Source organism: Streptomyces sp. NPDC002580 (assembly GCF_042889485.1).
Taxonomy (GTDB): domain Bacteria; phylum Actinomycetota; class Actinomycetes; order Streptomycetales; family Streptomycetaceae; genus Streptomyces.
Genome location: NZ_JBIAQZ010000011.1, coordinates 339469 through 362085, shown reverse-complemented (window position 1 = coordinate 362085; position 22617 = coordinate 339469). Strand labels below are relative to the sequence as shown.

Annotated in this window: 13 protein-coding genes and 1 pseudogene; 4 read left to right on the top strand and 10 right to left on the bottom strand. The window is 72.9% G+C overall.

The annotated features are described in order from the left end of the window. Positions 1 to 112 precede the first annotated feature (112 nt). Positions 113 to 1399, bottom strand: a complete 1287-nt coding sequence (locus ACFYW7_RS31550; protein WP_389508569.1) for a hypothetical protein — start codon at positions 1397 to 1399, stop codon at positions 113 to 115. Between the two features lie 395 nt (positions 1400 to 1794). Here ACFYW7_RS31550 and ACFYW7_RS31545 point away from each other — a divergent pair. Then, a pseudogene (locus ACFYW7_RS31545) lies at positions 1795 to 1968 on the top strand (DUF4429 domain-containing protein); the annotation flags it as partial. Between the two features lies 1 nt (position 1969). Here ACFYW7_RS31545 and ACFYW7_RS31540 read toward each other — a convergent pair. Continuing rightward, on the bottom strand, positions 1970 to 2764 hold the full coding sequence (locus ACFYW7_RS31540; RefSeq protein ID WP_389508568.1) for a class II aldolase/adducin family protein: 795 nt from the start codon (positions 2762 to 2764) through the stop codon (positions 1970 to 1972). A 156-nt stretch (positions 2765 to 2920) separates the two neighbouring features. Here ACFYW7_RS31540 and ACFYW7_RS31535 point away from each other — a divergent pair, with 156 nt between their 5' ends. Next, positions 2921 to 3391 carry a pyridoxamine 5'-phosphate oxidase family protein gene (locus ACFYW7_RS31535; RefSeq protein WP_389508566.1) on the top strand — a complete coding sequence of 157 codons (471 nt, stop codon included), beginning with the start codon at positions 2921 to 2923 and terminating at the stop codon, positions 3389 to 3391. A gap of 31 nt (positions 3392 to 3422) precedes the next feature. Here ACFYW7_RS31535 and guaA read toward each other — a convergent pair whose 3' ends face one another. Further along, the gene (gene guaA, locus ACFYW7_RS31530) at positions 3423 to 5003 is read right to left on the bottom strand and encodes a glutamine-hydrolyzing GMP synthase (protein WP_389508564.1); all 1581 of its coding nucleotides are present in this window, start codon (positions 5001 to 5003) and stop codon (positions 3423 to 3425) included. A 327-nt stretch (positions 5004 to 5330) separates the two neighbouring features. On the opposite strand from guaA, the gene ACFYW7_RS31525 reads away from it, so the two are divergent. Together ACFYW7_RS31525 and ACFYW7_RS31520 are read left to right on the top strand one after the other, a co-directional pair. Continuing rightward, positions 5331 to 5615, top strand: a complete 285-nt coding sequence (locus ACFYW7_RS31525) for a chorismate mutase (protein ID WP_261705907.1) — start codon at positions 5331 to 5333, stop codon at positions 5613 to 5615. Positions 5616 to 6504: 889 nt separating this feature from the next. Then, positions 6505 to 7485 carry an LAETG motif-containing sortase-dependent surface protein gene (locus tag ACFYW7_RS31520; protein ID WP_389508562.1) on the top strand — a complete coding sequence of 327 codons (981 nt, stop codon included), beginning with the start codon at positions 6505 to 6507 and terminating at the stop codon, positions 7483 to 7485. A 156-nt stretch (positions 7486 to 7641) separates the two neighbouring features. On the opposite strand, the gene ACFYW7_RS31515 is transcribed toward ACFYW7_RS31520, so the two are convergent. The 7 genes from ACFYW7_RS31515 to ACFYW7_RS31485 all read right to left on the bottom strand — a co-directional run bounded on the left by ACFYW7_RS31515 (position 7642) and on the right by ACFYW7_RS31485 (position 22401). After that, positions 7642 to 9477, bottom strand: coding sequence for a GMC oxidoreductase (locus ACFYW7_RS31515; protein ID WP_389508560.1), 1836 nt, complete (start codon positions 9475 to 9477; stop codon positions 7642 to 7644). 109 nt (positions 9478 to 9586) lie between these two features. Next, positions 9587 to 11404 (bottom strand): succinic semialdehyde dehydrogenase, encoded by a 1818-nt coding sequence (locus tag ACFYW7_RS31510; RefSeq protein WP_389508558.1) that lies wholly within the window; start codon positions 11402 to 11404, stop codon positions 9587 to 9589. 209 nt (positions 11405 to 11613) lie between these two features. After that, entirely contained in the window at positions 11614 to 13338 is a 1725-nt protein-coding gene (locus ACFYW7_RS31505; protein ID WP_389508556.1) for a serine/threonine-protein kinase, read from the bottom strand. Between the two features lie 108 nt (positions 13339 to 13446). After that, the gene (locus ACFYW7_RS31500) at positions 13447 to 15093 is read right to left on the bottom strand and encodes a serine/threonine-protein kinase (RefSeq protein WP_389508554.1); all 1647 of its coding nucleotides are present in this window, start codon (positions 15091 to 15093) and stop codon (positions 13447 to 13449) included. A gap of 67 nt (positions 15094 to 15160) precedes the next feature. Continuing rightward, positions 15161 to 16942 carry a serine/threonine-protein kinase gene (locus ACFYW7_RS31495; RefSeq protein WP_389508604.1) on the bottom strand — a complete coding sequence of 594 codons (1782 nt, stop codon included), beginning with the start codon at positions 16940 to 16942 and terminating at the stop codon, positions 15161 to 15163. 187 nt (positions 16943 to 17129) lie between these two features. Continuing rightward, the gene (locus ACFYW7_RS31490; protein ID WP_389508552.1) at positions 17130 to 20207 is read right to left on the bottom strand and encodes a protein kinase; all 3078 of its coding nucleotides are present in this window, start codon (positions 20205 to 20207) and stop codon (positions 17130 to 17132) included. Between the two features lie 169 nt (positions 20208 to 20376). Beyond that, positions 20377 to 22401, bottom strand: a complete 2025-nt coding sequence (locus ACFYW7_RS31485) for a serine/threonine-protein kinase (protein WP_389508602.1) — start codon at positions 22399 to 22401, stop codon at positions 20377 to 20379. Positions 22402 to 22617: the final 216 nt, after the last annotated feature.

Genomic DNA, 22617 nt, shown 5'->3' with positions numbered 1-22617 from the left:
ACCGACACGGCCCCGACCCACCACCCACCGGACCGAACCGACACCACCCACCGAACCGACACCACCCCGCGGCCCGACACCACCCCGCGAACGCCGGCGCGAGCGAACCGGCTCAGTCGGTCACGTCGATCTCGTACCGGTTCGTCTCGACCCCCGCCGCGGTGACCACCTGGACCTCCACCCGCCCCGGCTCCACATCCACCGGCACCGGCACCGTCAGCACCGCGTCCGTGGGATTGCTGAACCCCCCGGACACCGGCACCAGCGGCACGTGCACATGCACCGCCCCGATCCGCACGACCATCCGCGACAGCCGGTCCGCGGTCTGCGCCCCGGGCGGCACGAACCCCGCCCCCCGGATCTGGATGTCGTCCCCGGTGCGGATGGGCGCGTCCAGATCGCCCGCCTCGCGGGACCGGACCACGGAGAGGATCACCGGCCGCCCGCCCTCGGCGTACTTCCCGGCGAGGTAGGTCGCCGCCGACACCAGCACCAGCAGCGCCAGCCCCCACGGCAGATCCGGCAGCTGCGAGGGCCGCCGGGCCAGCCGGACCGCCGCGAAGACCAGGGCTACCCCGCTGATCACGACGTACTGGATGTCGGCGAAACTCCCCCGCCCCGAGTCGTCGGTCAGCAGGTCCGCCGCGCGCGGCCGGTCGGCCCGCACCTTCTGCAGCCGCTGCCCGAGCACCCGCATCCCGACCACCCGCCGGACCAGCACCGCCACCCCGCACACCACGGCGACGACGGTCACGACACCGGCGCCCCGGGCGAGCTCGAGCCCGGCGATGAGTTCGTCCCGGCGGTCGGGCGCGGAGGCCACCGCCAGCTGCCCCACCAGTACGAGCACGGCGTACGCCACGAGCAGCACCCAGCCTGCGGCCACCGCACGCGAGCTGGAGAGCCGGTTGTCCTCACCGATGACCGGGGCGAGGGCCCCGCCGCGGGCCCGATGCAGCCAGGCGGCCCCGGTCAGGAACGCCGCCAGGACGACCGCGGCGAGCAGCCCGGCCGTCCGGGCCGCCGTCCAGCCGACCCCGATCGCGGTGAGCGCCTGGACGAGCAGGAGGACGACGACGGCACCGCAGACGGTGAACGCGGTGTACCGCCACAGCCGTCCCAGCCACGCCTCGCCCTCGATACGGCCGCGTTCGGCGACGAGGTCCGCGGACTGGGTGAGTTCGTCGGACACCCACTGCCGGGACGCGGAGGCGGAGTGCGCGACGGCGGCGGGCAGTCCCTGCCCGGACGCCAGCGCGTCGCGCTTGGCGAGGAACGCGGCGACGGCCCGCCGGTGCCCCGTACGCGCCCCGTGCGGGCAGTCCCCGCAGGTACAGCGACCCTCGTGCACAGCCGACCCTCCGCCCAGGCCCCCGCTCGGGCCTCCGCCCGGACCCATGCCCTGGCCACCGCTCCGCCCGCCGCCCGGTCCGGTGCCCGACCCGGCCCCCGACCCGGCACCGTGCCCCGCACCGTGTCTCGCCTCCTGCACCGCCACGCCCACTGCCGCCTTCCCGCCCCAGAAACTCCGTACGGCCGAACTGTCCGTACGCCCGGCCGTCACATCGGCGACAGCACCCGCCCACCCCGACGGGGCGAAGCATGTACGCCCGCCTGACAACTGCCCTGTAATGACAGCGAATTGTGCCGTACGGAGTACGGCGCGCACGCGTCAGGTCGGGTCAGTCCGGGTGATGCGCCGGATCCCGTGTTGACCCGGCTGCGAGATTTTCTCCCTGGTCGAAATCATTCCAGTGCGACGGGACCTGGGCCTTCGACGGCAGCACGGTCAGGATCACGCCCGGCCTGCACCGCACCGTACCCGAGCGCAGGCTTGATCGTCTGCGCCTCCGGTTGCGCGAGGGCGCCGACCCGATGCTCCGGGCGCCCGGGGTCCGGCCGCCCGACGCGGCGGACCCCCGCAGGCTGACGGTCGACGGCGACGGTTCGGGAGCGGCCGAGTACGTTCCTAGCCGAGAAGGTCGGGCTCGCCGCGGCTGATGTCCTGCCACAGGGGCTGGTAGTTGATCCATGCCACCAGGTCGCCGCCGAGCTGTTCGCGGGTGGCGACCGCCTGCTTGTGGTCGATGAGCCGGGGTCTGCCCGCCGCCTTCGCGCTGAGCTGGACCTGGCTCGACCGCTCCATGGACAGGAACCACCAGGCCGCCGAGTCCACGGAGTCCCCGACGGTGAGCAGTCCGTGGTTGCGCAGCACCAGCGCCTTGCGGCTGCCCAGCGCGCCGGCGATCCTGCGGCCCTCCTCCGCGTCGACGGCGACCCCGGAGTAGGCGTCGTAGAGCGCGTGGTCCTCGTAGAAGGCGCAGCTCTCCTGGGTGATCGGGTCGAGCAGGTCGCCGAGGGCGGCGAGGGCGCGGCCGTGCACGGAGTGGCAGTGGGCGACGGCGACGACGTCGGGGCGGGCGGCGTGGACCTGGGAGTGCACGGTGAACGCCGCCTGGTTCACGTGGTAGCGGCCCTCGATCACCTGGCCGTCCTGGTTGGCCAGGACCAGGTCGCTCACGGTCACGTGCTTGAAGGGCATCCCGAACGGATTGACCCAGAAGCAGTCGCTGTACTCCGGGTCCCGCGCCGTGATGTGCCCCGAGACGCCGTCCTCGAAGCCGAGGCGTCCGAACAGCCGCAGCGCGCCGGCCAGCCGCTCCTTGCGGTGCCGCCGTTCGTCGTCCGTCGATTCGTGCATCGGCGGCATGGCGAACCGCAACTGGTCGGTGGGGCGGGGCATGGGCGGGATGGGCCCGTGCATATGTCCTCCAGCACTGCCGTGTTCCGTACGCAGCGGAAGTTACCCGGGGTCAGCGCAGGAGAACAGGGGTGTTCCGTGAGAGAAAAAAGAGGAACAAAGAGGGACACCACCAAAACCCGACAGGAGATGTCCGGTATACGCGCCAGACTCGGGCTCATGAACTGGGCAGCTCTCTCCGCGGCCGAACCGGACCTCGCCGGAACCGTCGAACAGCGCTTCGGCGCCTTCACCCATCACGTCCTCGCGACCCTCCGCCGGGACGGCTCGCCGCGCACCTCCGGCATCGAGGTGCGCTTCCTGGACGGCGAGCTGTGGCTCGGCATGATGCCGGACTCCCTCAAGGCGCTCGACCTGCGCCGCGACCCGCGCTTCGCGCTCCAGGCGAATCCGGGGGCGGGCACCGACATGGGCGGCGGTGACGTGCGGATCAGCGGCCGGGCCGTGGAGGTGGGCGACGAGGTCCCCGCGAAGGCCGCGTACGTGAAAGAGGTGGAACCGCCGCAGCCGTTCCACCTCTTCCGCACCGAACTGACGGAGGTCACCCGGACCCACGTCGAGGACGACACGTACCTCGTCGTCCAGGTCTGGAAGCCCGGCGCGCCGGTGCGCACGCTCAAGCGGACCTAGGGGCCCGTGTTTCGACGCCCCCGCGGGAGGACTACTCCCACTCGATGGTGCCCGGGGGCTTGCTCGTCACGTCGAGCACGACGCGGTTGACGTCCGCGACCTCGTTCGTGATGCGCGTCGAGATCTTGGCGAGGACGTCGTACGGCAGCCGCGACCAGTCGGCCGTCATGGCGTCCTCGCTGGACACCGGACGGAGCACGATCGGGTGGCCGTAGGTCCGGCCGTCGCCCTGCACGCCCACGCTGCGGACGTCCGCGAGCAGGACCACCGGGCACTGCCAGATGTCCCGGTCGAGACCGGCGGCGGTGAGTTCCTCGCGGGCGATGGCGTCGGCCTCGCGGAGCAGGTCCAGACGCTCCTTGGTCACCTCGCCGACGATCCGGATGCCGAGGCCGGGGCCGGGGAACGGCTGGCGCTGGACGATCTCCTCCGGCAGGCCGAGTTCCTGGCCGACCATCCGGACCTCGTCCTTGAACAGCTTGCGCAGCGGCTCGACGAGCTGGAACTCGAGGTCCTCGGGGAGGCCGCCCACGTTGTGGTGGGACTTGATGTTGGCGGTGCCGGTGCCGCCGCCGGACTCGACCACGTCCGGGTAGAGCGTGCCCTGGACCAGGAACGCGACGTCCTCGCCCTCGGCGGCCTCGGCGATGATCTCCGCCTGGGCCTGCTCGAAGACGCGGATGAACTCGCGCCCGATGATCTTCCGCTTCTGCTCGGGGTCCGAGACGCCCTTGAGCGCGGCGAGGAAGCGCTCCTGCGCGTCCACGACCTTCAGCTGGACCCCGGTCGCGGCGACGAAGTCCTTCTCGACCTGCTCGGTCTCGCCCTGGCGCATCAGACCGTGGTCGACGTACACACAGGTCAGCTGGGAGCCGATGGCCTTCTGCACGAGGGCCGCGGCGACCGCCGAGTCGACGCCGCCGGACAGGCCGCAGATCGCGCGCTTGGTGCCGACCTGCTCGCGGATCAGGGCGACCTGCTCGTCGATGACGTTGCCGGTCGTCCAGGACGGGGTGAGGCCCGCGCCGCGGTACAGGAAGTGCTCCAGGACCTGCTGGCCGTGCGTGGAGTGCATGACCTCGGGGTGGTACTGGACGCCGTAGAGCTTCTTCTCGTCGTTCTCGAAGGCGGCGACCGGGACGACGTCCGTGGAGGCCGTGACGGTGAAGCCCTCGGGGGCGGCGGAGCAGGCGTCGCCGTGCGACATCCACACCGACTGCTCGTCGGGGGTTCCCTCGAAGAGGGTGGATCCCGACTTCGAGACGTGCAGCGGCGTACGACCGTACTCGCGGGAGCCGGTGTTGTCGACCGTGCCGCCGAGGGTGGTGGCCATCAGCTGGAAGCCGTAGCACATGCCGAAGACGGGGACGCCCGCCTCGAAGAGCTCGCGGTCCAGGCGCGGGGCGCCCTCCGCGTACACCGACGAGGGCCCGCCGGAGAGGATGATCGCGGCCGGGTTCCTGGCGAGCATCTCCTGGACCGGCATGGTGCTCGGCACGATCTCGCTGTAGACCCGGGCCTCACGGACACGACGGGCGATGAGCTGGGCGTACTGCGCACCGAAATCGACGACCAGGACGGTGTCGGGGGCGGCGGGGGACGCTTCTGGCACGGTCTGCCTTCCGGCGGTGAGCAAAAGGGTTGCAGGGCCGATTCTACCGGGGGCCACGACAGGGGTGGCGCCGCCGGGGTCCGGGCCCCGGTCTCAGCATCCGAACCCGCTTGGCCGGCGCCTCCGCGGCCGTGCATACTGCCGTCATGCTCACCCACACGACCTTCCTGTTTACCTATGGCGACCGGCCCACCGGCTGCCATGGTCGTGCTGCTTGAGCAACTGACAAGCGACTTCCCAGGCGCCCCGGGCCGACAAGGCCCGGGGCGTCTGCCGTTTCCGGGCCGGACCGCTCCGGGGCACCCCTTCCACCGAGGAGCCCCAGCCATGGCCGACGTACTCGACAAGACCGGCGCCCGCACCGACGAGGCCGCCGACGTGATCACCGGTGCCCGTGAGCGCATCGACGCCCTCGACGACCGGATCATCGGTCTCGTGCAGGAACGCATGGCCGTCTCGGCCGTGATCCAGGAGGCCCGGATCACCTCCGGCGGCCGACGGGTCAACCTCTCCCGCGAGATGGAGATCCTCGGCCACTACCGCGAGGCGCTCGGCAAGCCGGGCACCTCGCTGGCCATGACCCTCCTCGAACTGTGCCGCGGCCGCGTCTGAGATCAAGGACCCGTGACCGAAGGGCCGCGCGTCGCGCACCCGGCGTACGCACGTACGCATTCCCTCTCACCCGTACGGCGCGTGACCGGGGCGCCGCGGACTTCGTTTCTCCTGGTGTCCGTGTCAGCCAGGGGCGGGCCCGAAAGAACCACGCGTGGCTCGGCTGGAGCGACGAGACGTACGGATCGTGCCGTGCGTCGTGGGACCTCGCTCCAGGAGATGTGACCGGACGGCAGGGGACAGCAGCCCGGTCACTCAAGAGAACGGCCGGCTCCGGGGACGCCCGGGGCCGTCCGGCGGAAGCTGTTCAGCGGTGACGTGACGGTCGCGGAGGCCGTCGCCCGTCCAGCACGACGCGTGGACAGCGCACCCCGCACGGCCTGTGCGGTCCGGTCGACGGGACGGTCCCACGTCCCGCGCCGGACGGCCTCGCAGGCCTCTCCGACATCCTCGACATCCCCACCGGCGTCGCCCGACCGGATCCGTACGGCGACGCCCCCACCCCCGCGGCGCACCCCCGGCGCCGCTTCCCGGCACCGGCGCTGCCCTGACGCCGGTGCCGACGGAGGAAGGACCCCGCGGACATCGTCCGCGGGGTCCTTCGCCGTGCCCGCGAGCGAGGCCACCGTGCCGGCCCCTTCGGGACGACGATCCCGGCCGACGAACGGCCCTTCCCCGACGGGTGGTTCGAAAGGGTGCGCGCACATCGAGCCCGGATGTGACTCAGGCCACATAAGAATTGCGTGAGTTGGAGGACAACCATTCCCAGGCTTCGCCGGTCACACCTGCAGAACCAACGGCCACACCCGCGCCCCACACGCGGCGGCCTCGCCCACAAACGCCATATGCGCGCCGCGAGTTCACGGCGCACCGGACTTCCGAGGTCTTCATGAAGCTTCGCCGTGCCATGGCCACCGCTGCCGCGACGGCTGTCATAGCCCCGCTCGCGCTGCTGTCGGTCGCGCCGGCCGCATTCGCGGACGACACCCCGTCCCCGAGCGTGAGCGTGTCCGAAACTCCGTCCGACGAGGCGTCGCCGAGCTCGCCGGAGACCACCACCGAACCCTCCGACGCGGCTTCCGCGTCCGTGTCGGCGCCCGCGAGCGAGTCCGCTCCGGCCCCGAGCACGTCCGCCTCCGAGTCCGCCCCGGAGCCGAGCGCCTCCGAGCCCGAGGAGTCGGAGTCCCCGGAGCCCGAGCCCTCCGAGTGCGAGGACTCCAAGGTCCAGGTGTCCATCGGCGGCCTGTCCGGCAAGATCGCGGCGGGCAGCGGCTGGCACAAGTTCTCCCTGCAGGTGTTCAACAGCTCCGACTCCACCCTGAGCGACCTCGGCTTCTTCGCCGGCGCGTCCTCCGACAAGGCGGGCGAGGACCTCTTCCAGAGCAAGCAGGTCCAGCTCCAGGCGTACGACCCGGACGACAAGGTCTGGACGAACGTCGACGAGGGCGGACAGGCGGTCGGCTTCGTCGGCTACACCGACGAGCTCAAGCCCGACTACGAGGTCGACATCCCGCTCCGCATCAACGTGCACTCCAGCGCCCCGGTCGGCGCCGGCTTCTCCCTCGGCGCCAGCATCTACGGCGACGCGGACGCGCAGTGCACCGGCTACGGCGAAGTCGCGTACAAGTTCCAGATCGTCGCGGCCGGCACGGACACCGGCGGCACCAAGCCGCAGGAAGGCGGCAAGGTCCCGGTCTCGGACAAGCCCGCCGACAAGAGCAACACGCCGGTGGTCGACGGCAGCCTCGCCGAGACGGGCTCCAGCTCCGCCCTGCCGATGATCGGCCTCGCCGGCGGTATCGCCGTCGTCGCCGGCGCCGGCGCGCTGGTCGTCGTCCGTCGCCGCAAGTCCGGTTCCGCGACCGTGTAACACGGCCGCGCGCCACACGGTCGGACACGACCGACCCGGGCGTCGGCCCGTACGAAGAGAAGGACCTGCGCTCGGAGGGGGGCGCAGGTCCTTCTTCGTGTCCGGGGCCGGGGCCCGCGGGGCCGGCCGGGGGAGCCCGGCGCCGGCCCCGCGGGGCTACGGCTTCGGGGGCATCGTCGGCATTCCCAGGAACGGCAGCCGCAGGGCGCCGAAGGCGTCCGCGGGGACGGCGGGGCTGTGCGGCTCCACCGCCTTGAGGCGCTCGTACGCGGCACCCGGAGCCGGGCGCGGATCGGCCTCGCCCTTGTTGGGCCAGAACGACATGGCCCGCTCGGCCTGCGCGGTGATGGTGAGCGACGGATTGACGCCGAGGTTCGCGGAGACGGCGGCCCCGTCGACGACGGAGATCCCCGGGTGGCCGTAGAGGCGGTGGTAGGGATCGATGACGCCCTCGTCCGCCCCGGCGCCGATCGGGCAGCCGCCGAGGAAGTGCGCGGTGAGCGGGGTGCCCATCAGTTCGCCGACGTTGCTGCCCGCGAAGCCGTTGATCTCCTCGGCGAGCGTGGAGGCGGCCTGCGAAGCCGCCTTGATCTGCTTGGGGTTGGGAGCCCCGTGCCCCTGACGTGCCGTCAACAGCCCCTTGCCCGCGCCCTTCGGCTTCAGGTACGTCGTCAGGGAGTTGTCGAGCGACTGCATGACCAGCCCGATGATGGTGCGTTCGGACCAGCGGCGGTTGGAGAGCGAGCGGAGCACCAGGACCGGGTGCCTGGCCGCGTTGGCCAGCCATCCGGCGACCCGCGACGAGCCCTCCGCGTAGGGGACCTGGAGGATGGACATGCCGCCCATCGCGTTGGATCCCCTGCCGTAGCGGACGGGTTCGATGTGGGTGTTCTCGTCCGGGTGGATCGAGGACGTGATCGCGACCCCCCGGGTGAAGTCGGCGCGGGGCGTTCCGTGCGCCTTCCGGTAGCGGCGGTCGTCCGTCTGCGCGCCCACCAGGGCCTCGGAGTTGGTGCGGGTCAGCTCGCCCAGCCTCTTCGAGAGGTACGGCAGTTGGCCGCCCGCCCTCATGCGGTGCAGCAGCGTCTGGGTGCCGTAGGTGCCGGCCGCGAGGACGACCCGGTGTGCCGTGAGGGTGCGCCCCTCGCCCTTGCGCCGGTCGTCCGTCGGGAGGGTCCGGACCGCGTAGCCGCCCCGCGAGTCGTCGGTGACGGACACGACGGTCGTCATCGGGTGGACGACGGCGCCCGCCTGCTCGGCGAGGTAGAGGTAGTTCTCGTTGAGGGTGTTCTTGGCGCCGTGCCGGCAGCCGGTCATGCACTCGCCGCATTCGGTGCAGGCCTTGCGCGCGGGACCGACGCCCCCGAAGTACGGGTCGGCGACCTCCTCACCGGGCCCGACGGCGGTCTTCCCGGCCTCCCCGCCGTCCCCGGCCCCTCCTTCGGCGTCTCGCCCGTCGCCGAAGAAGACACCCACCGGCGCCATGTGGAAGGTGTCGCCGACCCCCATCCGCTCCGCGGCCGCCTTGAGGTGCACGTCCGAGGGGGTCATGGTCGGGTTGAGCCGCACGCCCAGCATGCGCCGGGCCTGGTCGTAGTACGGCTTCAGCTCCCCTTCCCAGTCGGTGATGTCCTTCCACTGCGGGTCCTCGAAGAACGGCTTCGGCGGCACGTAGAGGGTGTTGGCGTAGTTCAGGGAGCCGCCTCCGACGCCGGCCCCCGCGAGCACCATCACGTTGCCCAGCAGATGGATGCGCTGGATGCCGTACATGCCGAGCCGCGGGGCCCAGAGGTAGTTCCTGATGTCCCAGGAGTTCTTCGGCAGCGTGTCGCGGGTGAAGCGCCGGCCGGCTTCGAGGACACCCACGCGGTACCCCTTCTCCGTCAGCCGCAGGGCGGTGACGGAGCCGCCGAAACCCGAGCCGACGACGATGACGTCGTAGTCGTACGTTCCCTCGTCCGGCTGTTCCTGGACAGAGCTCTCCTGTGACACGTGCCGCTCTCCTCATCGAGAACCGTTGAGAACCGTCGGTCGTTCCTGAGGACCGACGGCCCACTCCGTGCTCCGTCGGTCGTTACGAGGACCCGCGGGGGTCCGCCGGCTAACGCAGCCGGAACGCCTTCATGACCTTGAGGCTCCGGCTCATGAAGGCCGCGTACTTCTCGTCGTCCATGCCGAGGGACGGGGCCATCGGCAGCAGTCTCTGGTGGGCGACGGTCTGCGCCTCGGTGTACTTGAGGATGCCCTCGGAGCCGTGCCGGCGGCCGAGGCCGGAGTCCTTCATCCCGCCCATGGGCGACTGGACGCTGCCGTACGCGGGCGCGTACCCCTCGTTGACGTTCACCGTCCCGGTCCGCAGCCGGGCCGCGACCGCGCGGCCGCGCCGCCCGTCCTTGGTCCAGACGGACGAGTTGAGGCCGTACGACGTGGAGTTGGCGAGCTCGACGACCTCGTCCTCGGTCTTGAAGCGGTAGAGGGAGACGACCGGGCCGAAGGTCTCCTCGGCGCAGACGGCCATCGGGGCCTCCACTCCGTCAAGGATGGTGGGCTCGTAGAAGTACGGGCCGATGTCGGGCCGGGCGACACCGCCGGCGAGGACCCTGGCCCCCTTGGCGACGGCCTCCTCGACGTGCCGGGTCACGGTCTCCAGCTGCCGTTCGCCGACCAGTGATCCCATGTCGGCCCCGTACGACAGGGAGGTGCCGAGCCGCATCGCCCTGGTCCGGGCGGCGAACCGCTCCGCGAAGGCGTCGGCGATCGATTCGTGGACGTACAACCGCTCGATGGATATGCAGAGTTGACCGGCGGAGGAGAAGCAGGCGCGGACCGCGCCCGCCGCCGCCTTGTCGAGGTCGGCGTCCTCCAGGACCACCATGGCGTTCTTGCCGCCGAGTTCGAGGGAGACGCCGACGAGCCGGGCGGCCGCGCCCTGGGCGACCTCGCGGCCGGTCCGGGTCGACCCGGTGAAGGAGACGTAGTCGGCGTGCTTCACGACCTCGGGTCCGACGACCGGACCGTCCCCGATGACGACCTGGAAGACCTCGGCGGGCAGCCCGGCCTCGATGAGCAGGTCACGCGCCCACAGGGCGGTGAGGCAGGTCTCGGTGTCGGGCTTCATGACGACCGCGTTGCCCGCGACGAAGGCCGGCAGCGCGTCGCCGACCGACAGTTCCAGCGGGTAGTTCCACGGCGCGATCTGGCCGACGACACCGCGCGGGTGGCGCAGTTCGGTGACCTTGGTGAGCGTGGGGACGGCGCCGGTGTGCCGCTTGGGGCGCAGATAGGCGGGCGCCTTGCGTCCGTAGTGCCGTGCGGCGACCACGACGGCCTGGACCTCTTCGTGGGCGTGCAGCCGGGCCTTGCCGGTCTCCAGCTGGATGAGGTCCAGGACCTCGGCCTGCCGGGCGAGCACGAGGTCGTGGAAGCGGAGCAGGACGGCGGCGCGCTGCCGGACCGGGGTGGCGGCCCAGGGGATCTGGGCGGCGCGGGCCCGCTCGAAGGCCTTCTCGACGTCCTCGGGGGTGGACTCGGGCAGGTCGGCGAGCTTCTCGCCGGTGAACGGCGTGTGGTTGGCGGTCCGGCCGGACCCCGTGACGCCCTTGGTGAGCTGCGCGACGAGTTCGGGCGTGACGACGTCGGCGGCGGTACGCGCGCCGGCCGGGGCGGGAGCGAGCGGGTTGGTTCCGACGGCGTCGGAACCGCCGGCGCCCGTGGCACTCTCGGCCGCGCCGGAACCGGCCGTCCCGTCGGCATCCGCGTCCGTCTGCGCGTCCGCGGATTCCGTGGCGGTCGCGTCCGCGGCGGACGGCGCGTCCGCGCCGGTCGCGGCGGCCACGCCGCCGGTCGCCGTGTCGGCGCCGACCGTCTCGTCGGTGCCGGTCTTTTCCGTGGCCTGTTCCGCGGCCTGCGAGTCCGTCATGAGCCGCAGGGTATGCCTGCTCGCTCCCTTTGGGTACCCGTCGGTAATGGCCTTTCACGGAGTACTCACACACTGCCAGTGATCACTGGCAGCGAATACGCTGATCAGGGCGTTGTCGGTCCGGCGATCACCGTGGGATCACTTTTCCGATCACGGTCCGGTCACCGGGGGCACGAGGGCCGCGGCCCGCACGGCGCGGTCGCGGTCGGTCACGGCCCGTCGATGTCCAGGTTCGCGATCGCCGCCTCGGCGACCTCGCGGCCCCGCTCCGTGAAATCACCCTTGCCCGGATAGCTGATCGTGAGCTTGTACATGTCGCCCGCCTTCGACTTGAAGTAGAAGAGCCTGAGTTCGCGAGGGCGGGGCTGGCTGTCGGTGGTCGTGTAGGTCACGGTGTTCTCGGCGGACTCCTTGCCCTGGTACGTCGACTTGGCGTCCGGTCTCGTCCTCGGACCGGCGGGCATGCTCAGCGCGGACGCGCCGTTCGCCTTGAAGTCGCCGTCCTGCGCGTACATTTCGGCCCGCGCCGAGTCCTTGATCCCCTTCAGGGTGTCCTCGGACTTCCTGGCGACGCTCAGCCCGATCCAGATGCTCCCGCTCCAGTCGGTGTACGTGACCCAGTGCGTCTTGTCCGAGGTCCGGTCCGGCGTCGCCTCCTGGTAGCCGGCGGGCACCGCCAGCGTCGCGGAGACGTCCGTGACGTGCTTCTTCTTCCAGCCGTCCGGCAGCGGGCCGGTGAACGGGTCACCGAGCACCAGGCAGGCCGCCACGGCGGCCGCGACGACCACCGCTCCGAGGCCGGCGAAGGCCTTGCGGCCGACACGGAGGCCACCGACGCGGAGCCCACCCGTACGCGAGCCTCCGCCGCCGGGTTCCGCCGGGCCGCCCAGGCCCTCGATGCGCGTCGCCGCGAGCGCCGGGGCCGGGGGCCGTGCGGCCTCCTCCAGGAGACGGCGCACCTCGGCGGCCTCGGGGCGGCGGGACGGCTCCTTGTCGAGCAGGCCGCCGATCACCTTCGCGAGCGGGGTGCCCGCGCGGCCGGGAGCGGCCGGCGCGGAGTTCAGGACCGACTGGAGCGTGGCGGGCGTGTTGCTGCGGCGGAAGGGGGAGACGCCCTCCGTCGCGGTGTAGAGCACCACGCCGAGCGACCAGAGGTCGGAGGCGGGACCGGGGCTCCGGCCCAGCACGCGTTCCGGGGCGATGTACTCGGGAGAGCCGACGAAGCCACCGGTGTCCGTCAGGCTGGTCTCGCCCTCGATCTGGGCGATGCCGAAGTCGGTGAGCACGACGCGGTCGTGGCGGCCGAGGAGCACGTTGCCGGGCTTGACGTCCCGGTGCAGGATGCCCGCCGCGTGCGCGGCCTCCAGGGCGCCGAGGATCTCCAGGCCGACGCGCGCGGCGTCGCGGACGCCGAGCGTGCCCTCCTGGAGGGCCTGGTCGAGCGAGCGGCCGTGCACCAGCTCCATGACGATCCAGGGCTGTCCGTCCACGACGGCGACGTCATGGACGTTCACCACGGCGGGGTGGTCGAGCCGGGCCGCCGCGCGCGCCTCGCGCCGCATCCGCTCGTACGCGTTGGCGCGTTCCCGCTCGGGAAGGTGGTCCGGAACGCGGGGTTCCTTGACGGCGACCTCGCGGTCGACGGTCTCGTCCTTGGCCCGCCACACCGTGCCCATGCCGCCGTGCCCGAGCTTGGCGAGCAGGCGGTAGCGCCCCGCGATGAGCCGTCCGGCGCCCGGCTCGCCGTCGGGACCCGGCGCGGGATCGAGCGGCTGGTCCGGGACGATCCGGGTGGGCGCGGCGTACGGATTGCCCGGGTACGGGACGGCGGCGGGCGCCTCCGGCCGCGGTCCGGGCGGCCCGGGTCGCGGTGGCCGCAGAGTGAAACTGGTCGGCTCGTCGCCCGTCCGAGGGACTCCCCCGTTGTCGCTCATGCGTCCATCTCTATCGTGGCGGGCCGCCGCCATCCAGCCCTGTCCCCCGCCGGTACAGAGCCGTGACGCACGCCATCCCTTATCTCCCCTTTGCCGGGACGTGAGCGTTCACGAGGCCTCGAAGGTGCCCACCGCCACGTCGAAGTACTCCTTCGCCTGCGTGACCCGCCCGACCGGCGCCGAGACCCAGACGTCGTACATCCGGCCGCCCTGCTCCCAGCACAGGTCGTAGGTGTGCCGGGCGCCCTCCGCCTCGGTGAAGCCGTTCCAGGTGAACTCCCAGAGAGCGGCCGGGTGTCCGCCGTGCGTGGTCCGGGTGACCGTGCCGGCGCGGTAGCCGGGGTTGTTGGCGGGGCCGGCGGCGTCCGACCGGCGCATCACGCCGAGCGGTCCGCCGGTCTCGGGGTCGGCCGCCTTGACGCCGATGCGGAAGGTCTGCCCCGGGGACATGTAGAAGATCCGTTCCCCCTGCGGATCCCGGGTGAAGCCCTCGGGCACGGCGAACGAGAAGCCGTCCGGGTCCGAGGCGATGCGGTAGCCCGAGGGTGCCGTGCGGGCCGTGGCGGCCTTCGTCGGCTGCCGTCGCGTGACCGTGACGGTGGGCGCGGCGCTCGTGGGCGGGGTCGAGAGCGTGCCGGAGGCCGAGGACGGCGCACTCGGCGCACTCGGCGGCCGTGACGTGCCGGGCGTGCTCGACGAGGGCGGCTTGCCGTCCCCGGCGCCGCCGTCCATCAGGAGCATGGCCGCCGACACCCCCGCACCGGCCAGTCCGGCGACCAGGGCGGCGGCGACCAGCAGGCTCCGCGTGGACTGCTTGTGCGGGTGGTCCGCCGCGGTGCCGGACGACGGTGACGCCTGCGCCGGTCTGTACAGGGGAACGTCGCGCCGTGTGGGCGAGTACGGGGCCGTCAGCTTCGGCGTACGGCCGGTGTCGCGGAACGCGCGCAGCATCCGTTCCGCCTCCGCCGCGTCGAGGCGCCGCTCCGGATCGCGCTCCAGCAGCCCCCGGACGACGGGCAGGAGCGGTGCCGCCTGGGCCGGCGGACGGATCTCGTCGACGACGACCGCGTGCAGGATGCCGCCGAGCGAGTCGCGGCGGAAGGGCGAGGCGCCGCTCAGCACCGTGCACAGCAGCGCGCCGAGCGACCACAGGTCGGACTCGGGGCCGGTCCGCACCCCGGACATCCGCTCGGGCGCGGTGTACTCGGGCGAGCCGACGAACGCCCCGCTCTCCGTCAGCGTCGTCGCTCCGGCGACCTGGGCGATCCCGAAGTCGGTGAGCACGACGCGGTCGGTGTCCTTCTCGACCAGGACGTTGGCGGGCTTGAGGTCGCGGTGCAGGACACCGGCTTCGTGCGCGCGGCGCAGCGCTCCGAGCAGGTCGATGCCGATCCGGGCGGCCTCGCGGGCGTCGACCGGTCCGTGCGCGGAGATCCGCTCGGCGAGCGAGCCGCCGACGATCAACTCCATCACGATGTACGGCCGTTCGTCGTCCTCGACGACGTCGTGGACGACGATGATGTGGGGGTGGTGCAGCTGGGCCACGGCCCGGGCCTCGCGCAGGGTGCGGTCGCGCTGCTGCCTGGCCTCGTCCTCGGAGAGCGAGTCGTCGACCATGAGTTCCTTGACCGCGACGCGACGGCCGAGCAGTTGGTCGGTGGCACGCCAGACGACCCCCATGCCGCCCCGGCCGATCCTGGCCTCCAGCCGGTAACGGCCCGCAATCACACGGGCGTTCTCCCCCTCGGTCCCCATGAGCCCATCATGCCCCACCGGACGACGGCCCTCCGGAGCCGTGACGTCGCCGTGGGTGTTATCAGGCCTAGGGGCGCCAGCCGCGCAGGATCACGTCGAACTGTTCACGCGCGGTGTCCCAGTCCTCGGCGGGTGCGGACATGTAGATCGCGTACTCGACGCCGTTCCGGGCGAGGTACGTCTGCTCGATGGCGCGGCGCTCTCCCGGGAACTTCGTCTGCTTCGGCAGCGCGGTCCAGGTGAAGTCCCACAGGGAGCCGCGGCAGTCCCGGAACGTCTTCTCCTCGAGGCTCACCCGGTGGTAGTCCTGGAGCTTGGTCAACTGCTCCTCCAGGTCCTTCTGGTGGCTGTACGGGTCCTCGAAGTCCGGGGACACCTCCACGGCGATGCGGACGAAGTGCTCGCCGCCGTCGGGGGTGTAGTCGACCTGGGAGCCGTTGGTCTCCCGCTTCCAATTCTTGCCGGGCAGGGCGAGGCTGAAGCCCGCTTCGTCGTCCACGCGGACCCAGCTGTCCGGGACGGCTCCCTGGGCCGTCCCCGACCCGCCGGCCGTCGTCCGGCCGCCGGGACCGCCGGTGGCCTCGCCCTCGTCCCCGCCGGTCCCGGTGGAGGCGTCGGTGTTCTGCCGCCAGTTGTCCGCGTACCGCATGGCGGCGGCACCGCCGCCGCCGACCAGCGCGGCCATCACGAGGACGAGGACGACGGTGCGTCCACGCCGCCGCTTCCGGGGCGCGGCATCGGGCTGGACCTGGTACGCGGCCCCCGCGAAGCCGCCGCCCGGGTGCCCGGTCCCCCGCGCGGTGGCGCCGGACGCCTGGGTGTGGTGGCCCGCCGCGGACGCGCCGTGGGTCTGCCCGGCGGAAGCGGCACCGCCCCGGGTCCCCTCGCCGTGGGTCGTCTTGCCGTGGGTCCCGTCGGCACGCGTCCCGGTGCCGTGAACCCCGTCGCCGCTGGTTCCGCTCGCGTCCGCGGACCCGTGCCCCCCGCTCCCGTCGAGGTGCCGCGTCGGCACGTACGCCTGCGCCGTCCGCGGGCGACGGCCCTCCGCGGCCTCGGCGAGCATCTCCTCGGCCTCGGCCGGGCCGGGGCGCTCCGCCGGGTCCTTGGTGAGCAGCGCCGCGATGACGGGCTCCAGCACACCGGCGTACCGCGCGGGCGTGGGCTCCTCCTCGACCACCGCCGTCATGGTCGACAGCGCCGACGTGCGCCGGAACGGCGACCGTCCCTCCACCGCCGTGTACAGCGTGGCCCCGAGGGCCCACAGGTCGGAGGCCGGACCGGGGTCGTGGCCGCGCACCCGCTCGGGCGCGAGGTAGTCGACGGAACCGACGATCTCGCCGGTGCGCGTGATGGTCGTGTCCCCCTCGACCTGCGCGATCCCGAAGTCGGTCAGCAGCACCCGCCGGTCGGACGACAGCAGGACGTTGCCGGGCTTCACGTCCCGGTGCAGCACCCCCGCCGCGTGGGCGGCGCGCAGCGCGCGCAGCACCCACAGACCGATCCGTGCCGCCTCTGCGGGTTCGAGCCGCCCCTGCTCCTTGACCTCGTCGGCCAGCGAGTTGCCCTCGACCAGCTCCATGACGATCCACGGCCGGTTGTCGTGCTCCAGCACGTCGTGGACGGTGACGACGGCCGAGTGGTTGATCCGGGCCGCGGCCCGCGCCTCGGCATGGGTGCGGGCGAGCAGCCGGGCCAGGTCGCTCTCGGCGACGTAAAGCGCGGCGGTCAGCTCTTTGACCGCGACCTCTCGGTGCAGCACCTCGTCGTGGGCGCGCCACACCCGCCCCATGCCACCGCTGCCGATGGATTCGACAAGCCGGTAGCGGCCCGCGAGGAGCAGGCCCTGCATCTGATTCACGTTTCCCCGCAATGGTCTTGACAGGGTCAGACTAAAGAGCGGTCCCCACCCAGGGAACAAGCGGGGTCGTACGGAGACCGCACTGTGACGGTTCTCCCTTCCCCTTACGGGAGGGAACCGTTCGGCGTTCAGCCCTTCCCGCCTGCCGAAACGTGGCGTTCGCGCGCAGGAGGCTTGCTCAGCCCGTGACTTGATACGTCGTCGACGCCTGCTCGAACAGCCGTGTCACCTCGTCGCGTTCGGCCTCCGGGCCGCGTACCTGCACCACGTGGTAGTGCCCGCCGACGAGGATCGCGAGGTTGCGCACGTAGAGCGAACGCCCCGCGGAGTCCTGCCAGGTGAACTGGCCCTCGGCCATCACCTTGCCGCCCACGTCGATCCGCCGCATCCCGCTGGACGTGGCCCAGGTCGAGTCGCGGAAGGGCTGCAACTCCTTCTCGCTCTCCCGCTGGTACGTCATCGGGTCCTTGCCGTACGTGGCGGTGCCGTCCCGCCCGGGGACCACGATGAGCTCGAAGTCCCCCTGGGAGTAGACGACCTGGCCACTGCCGTTCCTCGGCGCGCGGTCCCAGCCGCTCGCCACCGCGACCCGGAACCCCTCGGGGTCCTTGCGGAGCGTGAACCCCTGGGCGACGTCGGGATCGGCGGCGGTGTGCGAGGAGGTCGAACCGGCCTTCCCCGAGGGGCTCTTGTCGGGGCCCGGTGAGGTCTGGTCGGGCCGTGGCTCGCTGCTCGCCTTCGCGTCGTCGTCGCCGGGGGCCGGGTCGGCCTGTCCGGCGGTGCCGGTCCGCTCACCGCTCGTGCCGGTCCGGTCCGACTTGGGCATGAAGACCATGGCGTACGCGACCGCCGCGGCCAGCAGGAGCATGATCAGCAGAAGCAGGTTCCGCCCCAGCCGACGGGGCCTCGCCGCGCTCTCCCGCCGGGCGCGCTTGTGGCGGGCGTGCGGGCTCGTCGCGGGCAGTCCGGCGCGGCGCCTGCGGACGAGTTCGCCCCGGCGCCGCACGATCGGCAGCCGGCTCGGGTCGGCGGGCGGCACCGGCACGACGTGCGTCCCGGCCTCGGGCTCCGGCGCGGACCGCACGAGGGAGCGCAGCCAGCCGCGCAGTTCCTCGAAGTCGAGGCGCTCGGTGGGGTCCTGGCGCAGCAGCGACTCGACGACGGGCCGCAGCGGTCCGCACTCCTCGGCGAACGCGGGCGGTTCCGCGCACACGAGCTGCACGAGTTCTGCGGTGTTCTCCTCCGGGTAGGGCGCGTGCCCCTGTACGGCGCGAAAAAGCAGCGCGCCCAGGGCCCACAGGTCGGTCGCCGGTCCGATCGGGGCCGCCAACTGCCAGTTCTCGTGCACCGGTCCGGCCTGTTCCGGGGCCCAGCGCTCGGTGACCGGTCCGACCACGGCCATCCGTGCCTGCCGGGCCCGCTCCGCCGCGAGCGCGGTGGCCGGTCCTCGGCGCGGCGCGGTCCCGGCGACCAGTTCGCCCCAACCACCGCCGTGGCCCTCGGGGTTGAACTGGGCGGGGACGGGGGTGCGCGAGGTGTCGGGGGTCCGGGTGCCGTCGGGCACCGGGGCGAAGCCGGGCACCCGGGCGTGAGCGGACTCGTCCGGAGTGCCGCGGCCTCCGGGCACCTGGGTGTCCCCGATCCCCTGGAAGCCGCCGGTGAACCGGCCGTTGTCCGGGACCCTGCCGCCACCGGAGGGCCCGCCGGGGGCCGGGAGGCCGGGACGGCCGCCGTGTCCCCCGCTGAAGGACCCCTGTCCGGGGACCAGCGGGGAGTCGCCGTACCCCGCGGCCGGCGCCCCGCCCGCCGCCGGGGGCAGTGTGGGTCGGCCGCGGCCGGTGTCCCCGCCGACGGGCCCGGCCGGACGGGGCTGGGCACCGTGCCAGCTGGTGGCGCCCACTCCGTAGGGGTCGGCTATCTGGCCCGGAGGTACCGGACGGGGTCGCTGCTGACCGCCGTCGTCGAGCGGCGGCGGCGTGTCGTGGTCCTGGGCCCGCGTGGGGTACGCGGCCGTGCCGTACGGGCTGTCCTGACCGGGCTGTTCGACCCGCCGGGTCCGCTCGTCAGGCGCGGAGTTCCGGGGGGCCGGAAGGGCGAACGGGTCGCCCCGCTGTTCCCCCTGCACCCGGGCGGCCGCGCGTGCTCCGGCGCGGTACGCGGCGATGGCTCCGGCGCGCGCGGCCCGGATGTCGCTCTCGGCGCCCTCCGGCTCCCCGCCGGCATCCGGTGCGCCGCCCGGTCCGGCCTGTCCCCGCCCGCCGCCCGGACCCACGGGACCGCCCGCCTCGAGTGCGCGCGGGCCCCTGCCCGCCGGACCCGTCGCGGATGCCCCCGGGACCGGCGTCCCCTGCTCCGCGCGTGCCTCGATCGCCGCCCGCCGGGCCGCTTCGGCGTCGGCTCCGGACGTGGCCGCCACGGCGACACCGCGCGCGGCGCCGCCTCCGAACCCGATGCCACCGGCGGGACCGCGCCCGCCCGGGCCGACCGTTCCGTCGGCACCGGGGCCCCTGGAGACGGCCGCGTCCGCTCCGGGCCGCCCACCGCCGCCAGGCCGTCCGGCGTCCCGGCCGGATCCGGGGCGCGCGAGGCCGGTCCCGAAAGTCCCGGGGCCGGGCCCCGGTTCAGCCGCGGGGTCGTCCTCCCGGGGCGGCACCGGGTCGTACCCGCACAGCGCCTCCTCGGCGGCCCCGGCCGCCAGTCCGGTCAGCAGGACGCGTCCGTCGTCGCAGACGAGCACCGTGCGCGCGGTGATGTTCCGGTGCACCCATCCGTGCGCGTGCAGCACCCGCAACGCAGTCAGGACGTCGGAGGCGACCTCGGCGGCACGGTAGGGGCTGAGCGGCTTCTCGGCGAGCAGCGCGGCCAGCGGCCTCGCGGGCACCAACTCGCTCACGATCCACAGCGACCCGCCCTCGGCGAACACGTCGAAGACCTGGTCGAGCCGGGGATGGTCGGGGATCTGCGCGGCGGCCTGGGCGGCCTCGATCGCGCGCAGCACCGCCGGTTCGGTGGGCCGGCGCGTGGTCCGCGCGGACGCCCGCCGCACCCCGCCGTCCCGGGCCACGAAGCCCTCGGGCAGCCCGTCCGCGTCGAGCACCTCGGCCTCGACGACCTCCGGCAACGGCACCTGCCGTACCAGGACTTCCTGCCCGCTGTAGGTGTCGAACGCCCGGCTCTCGGCGAGTTCGTACTCGTCGGACGGTGGCAGGGGGAGGCGGTAGCGGTCGGCGAGTACCCGTCCCGCATAGTCGTCCACGATGCCTCCCCCAGCCGACCGGTTGGTCAATTCCGTTCGCCTTGCGTTCCGTTGTGGCTTCGTACGGTCCGCAACCACTCACGATACGTGCCCGAGGCAACCCGCAGAGCGGGGATGCGAGATCTCGGGCACGGCAGCGTGGCGGAACGTCACCGCGGCGAGCGGTACGTCACGACTTCGGCTGGAACGTCTCGGTCAGCGTCTTCCACGTCTTCTCGCGCAGCGCGCCGTCCCACGCGGACGCCTTCGCCGTGTACATCAGCGCGTACCCCTGATGCGCGTTCACGACGAAACCGCGGTCGATCGAGCGGTACTTCGTGCCGCCGTCCACGTAGGTGAACTCCCAGTCGGCCGTGTTGTAGTCGCGGTACTCCACCGCTTCTATGCGGACCTTCTTGTACTGGGGGCGCACCATGCCGCGCTCCTGGTTCTTCCAGTCCGCGACCGGGTCGTCCTTGGGGGTGGTCGTCCAGCCGACCAGGAGCTTCTGCCCGTCGGGGCCCGTGAACCGGGCTCCCGCGGCGTCCGAGGACTGGTACTTCCAGCCCTTCGGCAGCCCGATCGAGAAGCCCTGGGCGCTCCTGTACGTCTGCGCGACGGCGGAACCCGAGCCCGACGCCGACCCGTCGTCGCCCTTCGAGCCGCCCGACGCGCTCGCGTCCTCCCCCGGGGAGGCCTTCTCGCCGTCCTTCGCATCGGAGCCGGAGTCGGAGCCCGACTTGCCGCCGCTGCCGCCGTCCTTGCCGGTGGCGTCGTCGGCCTTCTTGGTGTCGTCGCCCTTGTCGCTTCCGGACGTCGCCCCGCTGGAGGTCGTCGTCTTCGCGCCGTCGCTCTCGCCGCCCTTGGCGCCGTCGTCGCCCCCGCCGCCGAGGGTGAGGGCCAGTACGGTGCCGAGCACGGCGAGCGCCACGGCCACCGCGATGATCACCAGCGTCCGGCGCGGCACGACATCCGTCAGCGACGCCTTCGGAGCCGGCCTCGGCGGCCGCTCGGGGGCCACCGGCCACCCGGACCCCGAGCCGCTCCGCGTACCGGCGCCACCCGCCGATCCCGTGCCCCCGGCCGAACTGGAGTTCACCGACGTACGGTCACGACCGCCCGCCCTGCCCGGCGCGGAGGAGCTCGGCGAGGCGGACGGCACGGAGGCGCCGCCGGCCGTCCCGGCGGAGTCCGGATCGCCGGAGGACTTGGCTCGGGCCGTCGCCGCCGCCCCAGCCGCCGTCGCGGCCTTGCGCACCGAACGCAGCGCTCCGCGCAGCCGCTCCGGGCCCTCCGGGCTCTCCGGCAGCGGCGGCATGGCCACGACCTTCGTCGCGTCCGGCGGCTCCGGCACGGAAGGCTCGGGCTCGCGCAGCACCTCGACGAGCATCGCCCGCGCGCCGGCGTCGTCGAGCCGCTGCTCGGGGTCCTTGGCGAGCAGGCCGTAGATCACGTTCTCCAGCGGGCCCGCGTTCTTCGGCTGCTCCACCGGCTCGGTCATCACCGCGGTGAGCGTCGCGATCGCGGAGCCCCTGTCGTACGGCGGCACGCCTTCCACCGACGCGTACAGCAGACCGCCCAGCGACCACAGGTCGGCCGCGGGTCCGGGCTTGTGGCCGCGCGCCCGCTCCGGCGAGATGTACGAGGGCGCTCCGACGAGCATGCCGGTCGAGGTGATGGACGGGTCGCCCTCCACCTGCGCGATGCCGAAGTCGGTGAGCACGACCCGGCCGTCATGGTCGATCAGCACGTTCGACGGCTTCACGTCCCGGTGCAGGATGCCCTCGCCGTGCGCCGAGCGCAGCACGTCGAGGATGGCCAGGCCCACCTCGGCGGCGCGCTTGGGTGTGAGCAGGCCGTCCTCACGGATGGCCTCGGCGAGGGACTTGCCCTCGATGAGCTCCATGACGATCCACGGCCGGTTGTCCTCGTCGACCACGTCGAAGACCGTCACCGCGCCGTTGTTGCGGATCCGCGCGATCGCCTTGGCCTCCCGCAGCGTGCGCGTGATCAGCCGGCGCTTCTCGTCCTCGTCGATGGCCGACGGGAACCGCAGCTCCTTCACGGCGACCGTCCGGCCCAGGGTCTCGTCCTGCGCGCGCCACACGGTGCCCATGCCGCCGCGGCCGAGAACATCCCCCAGCCGGTACCGCCCGGCGAGGAGACGTTCGCTCTTGTCCTGACGGGATGCTCCCGCCCGCTCCGCCTCCGACATGCGTCCCCTCATGCAACCCGCCCTGACAGAGCCTTCATTGTCCCTCACCCGACAAGTGCCCAACGCCCTGGGGGCCCCTGGAACCGCAACGGCTCAGCCAGGGGGACTTCCGAACCCCGGCCGACGGTTCACCAACCGGCACACATCGCACCCACCCGCCTCTCCGGGCCCGGAGCCCGGCGCACCCGCCCCGTGTGGCCCGCCACCCCACCCCCG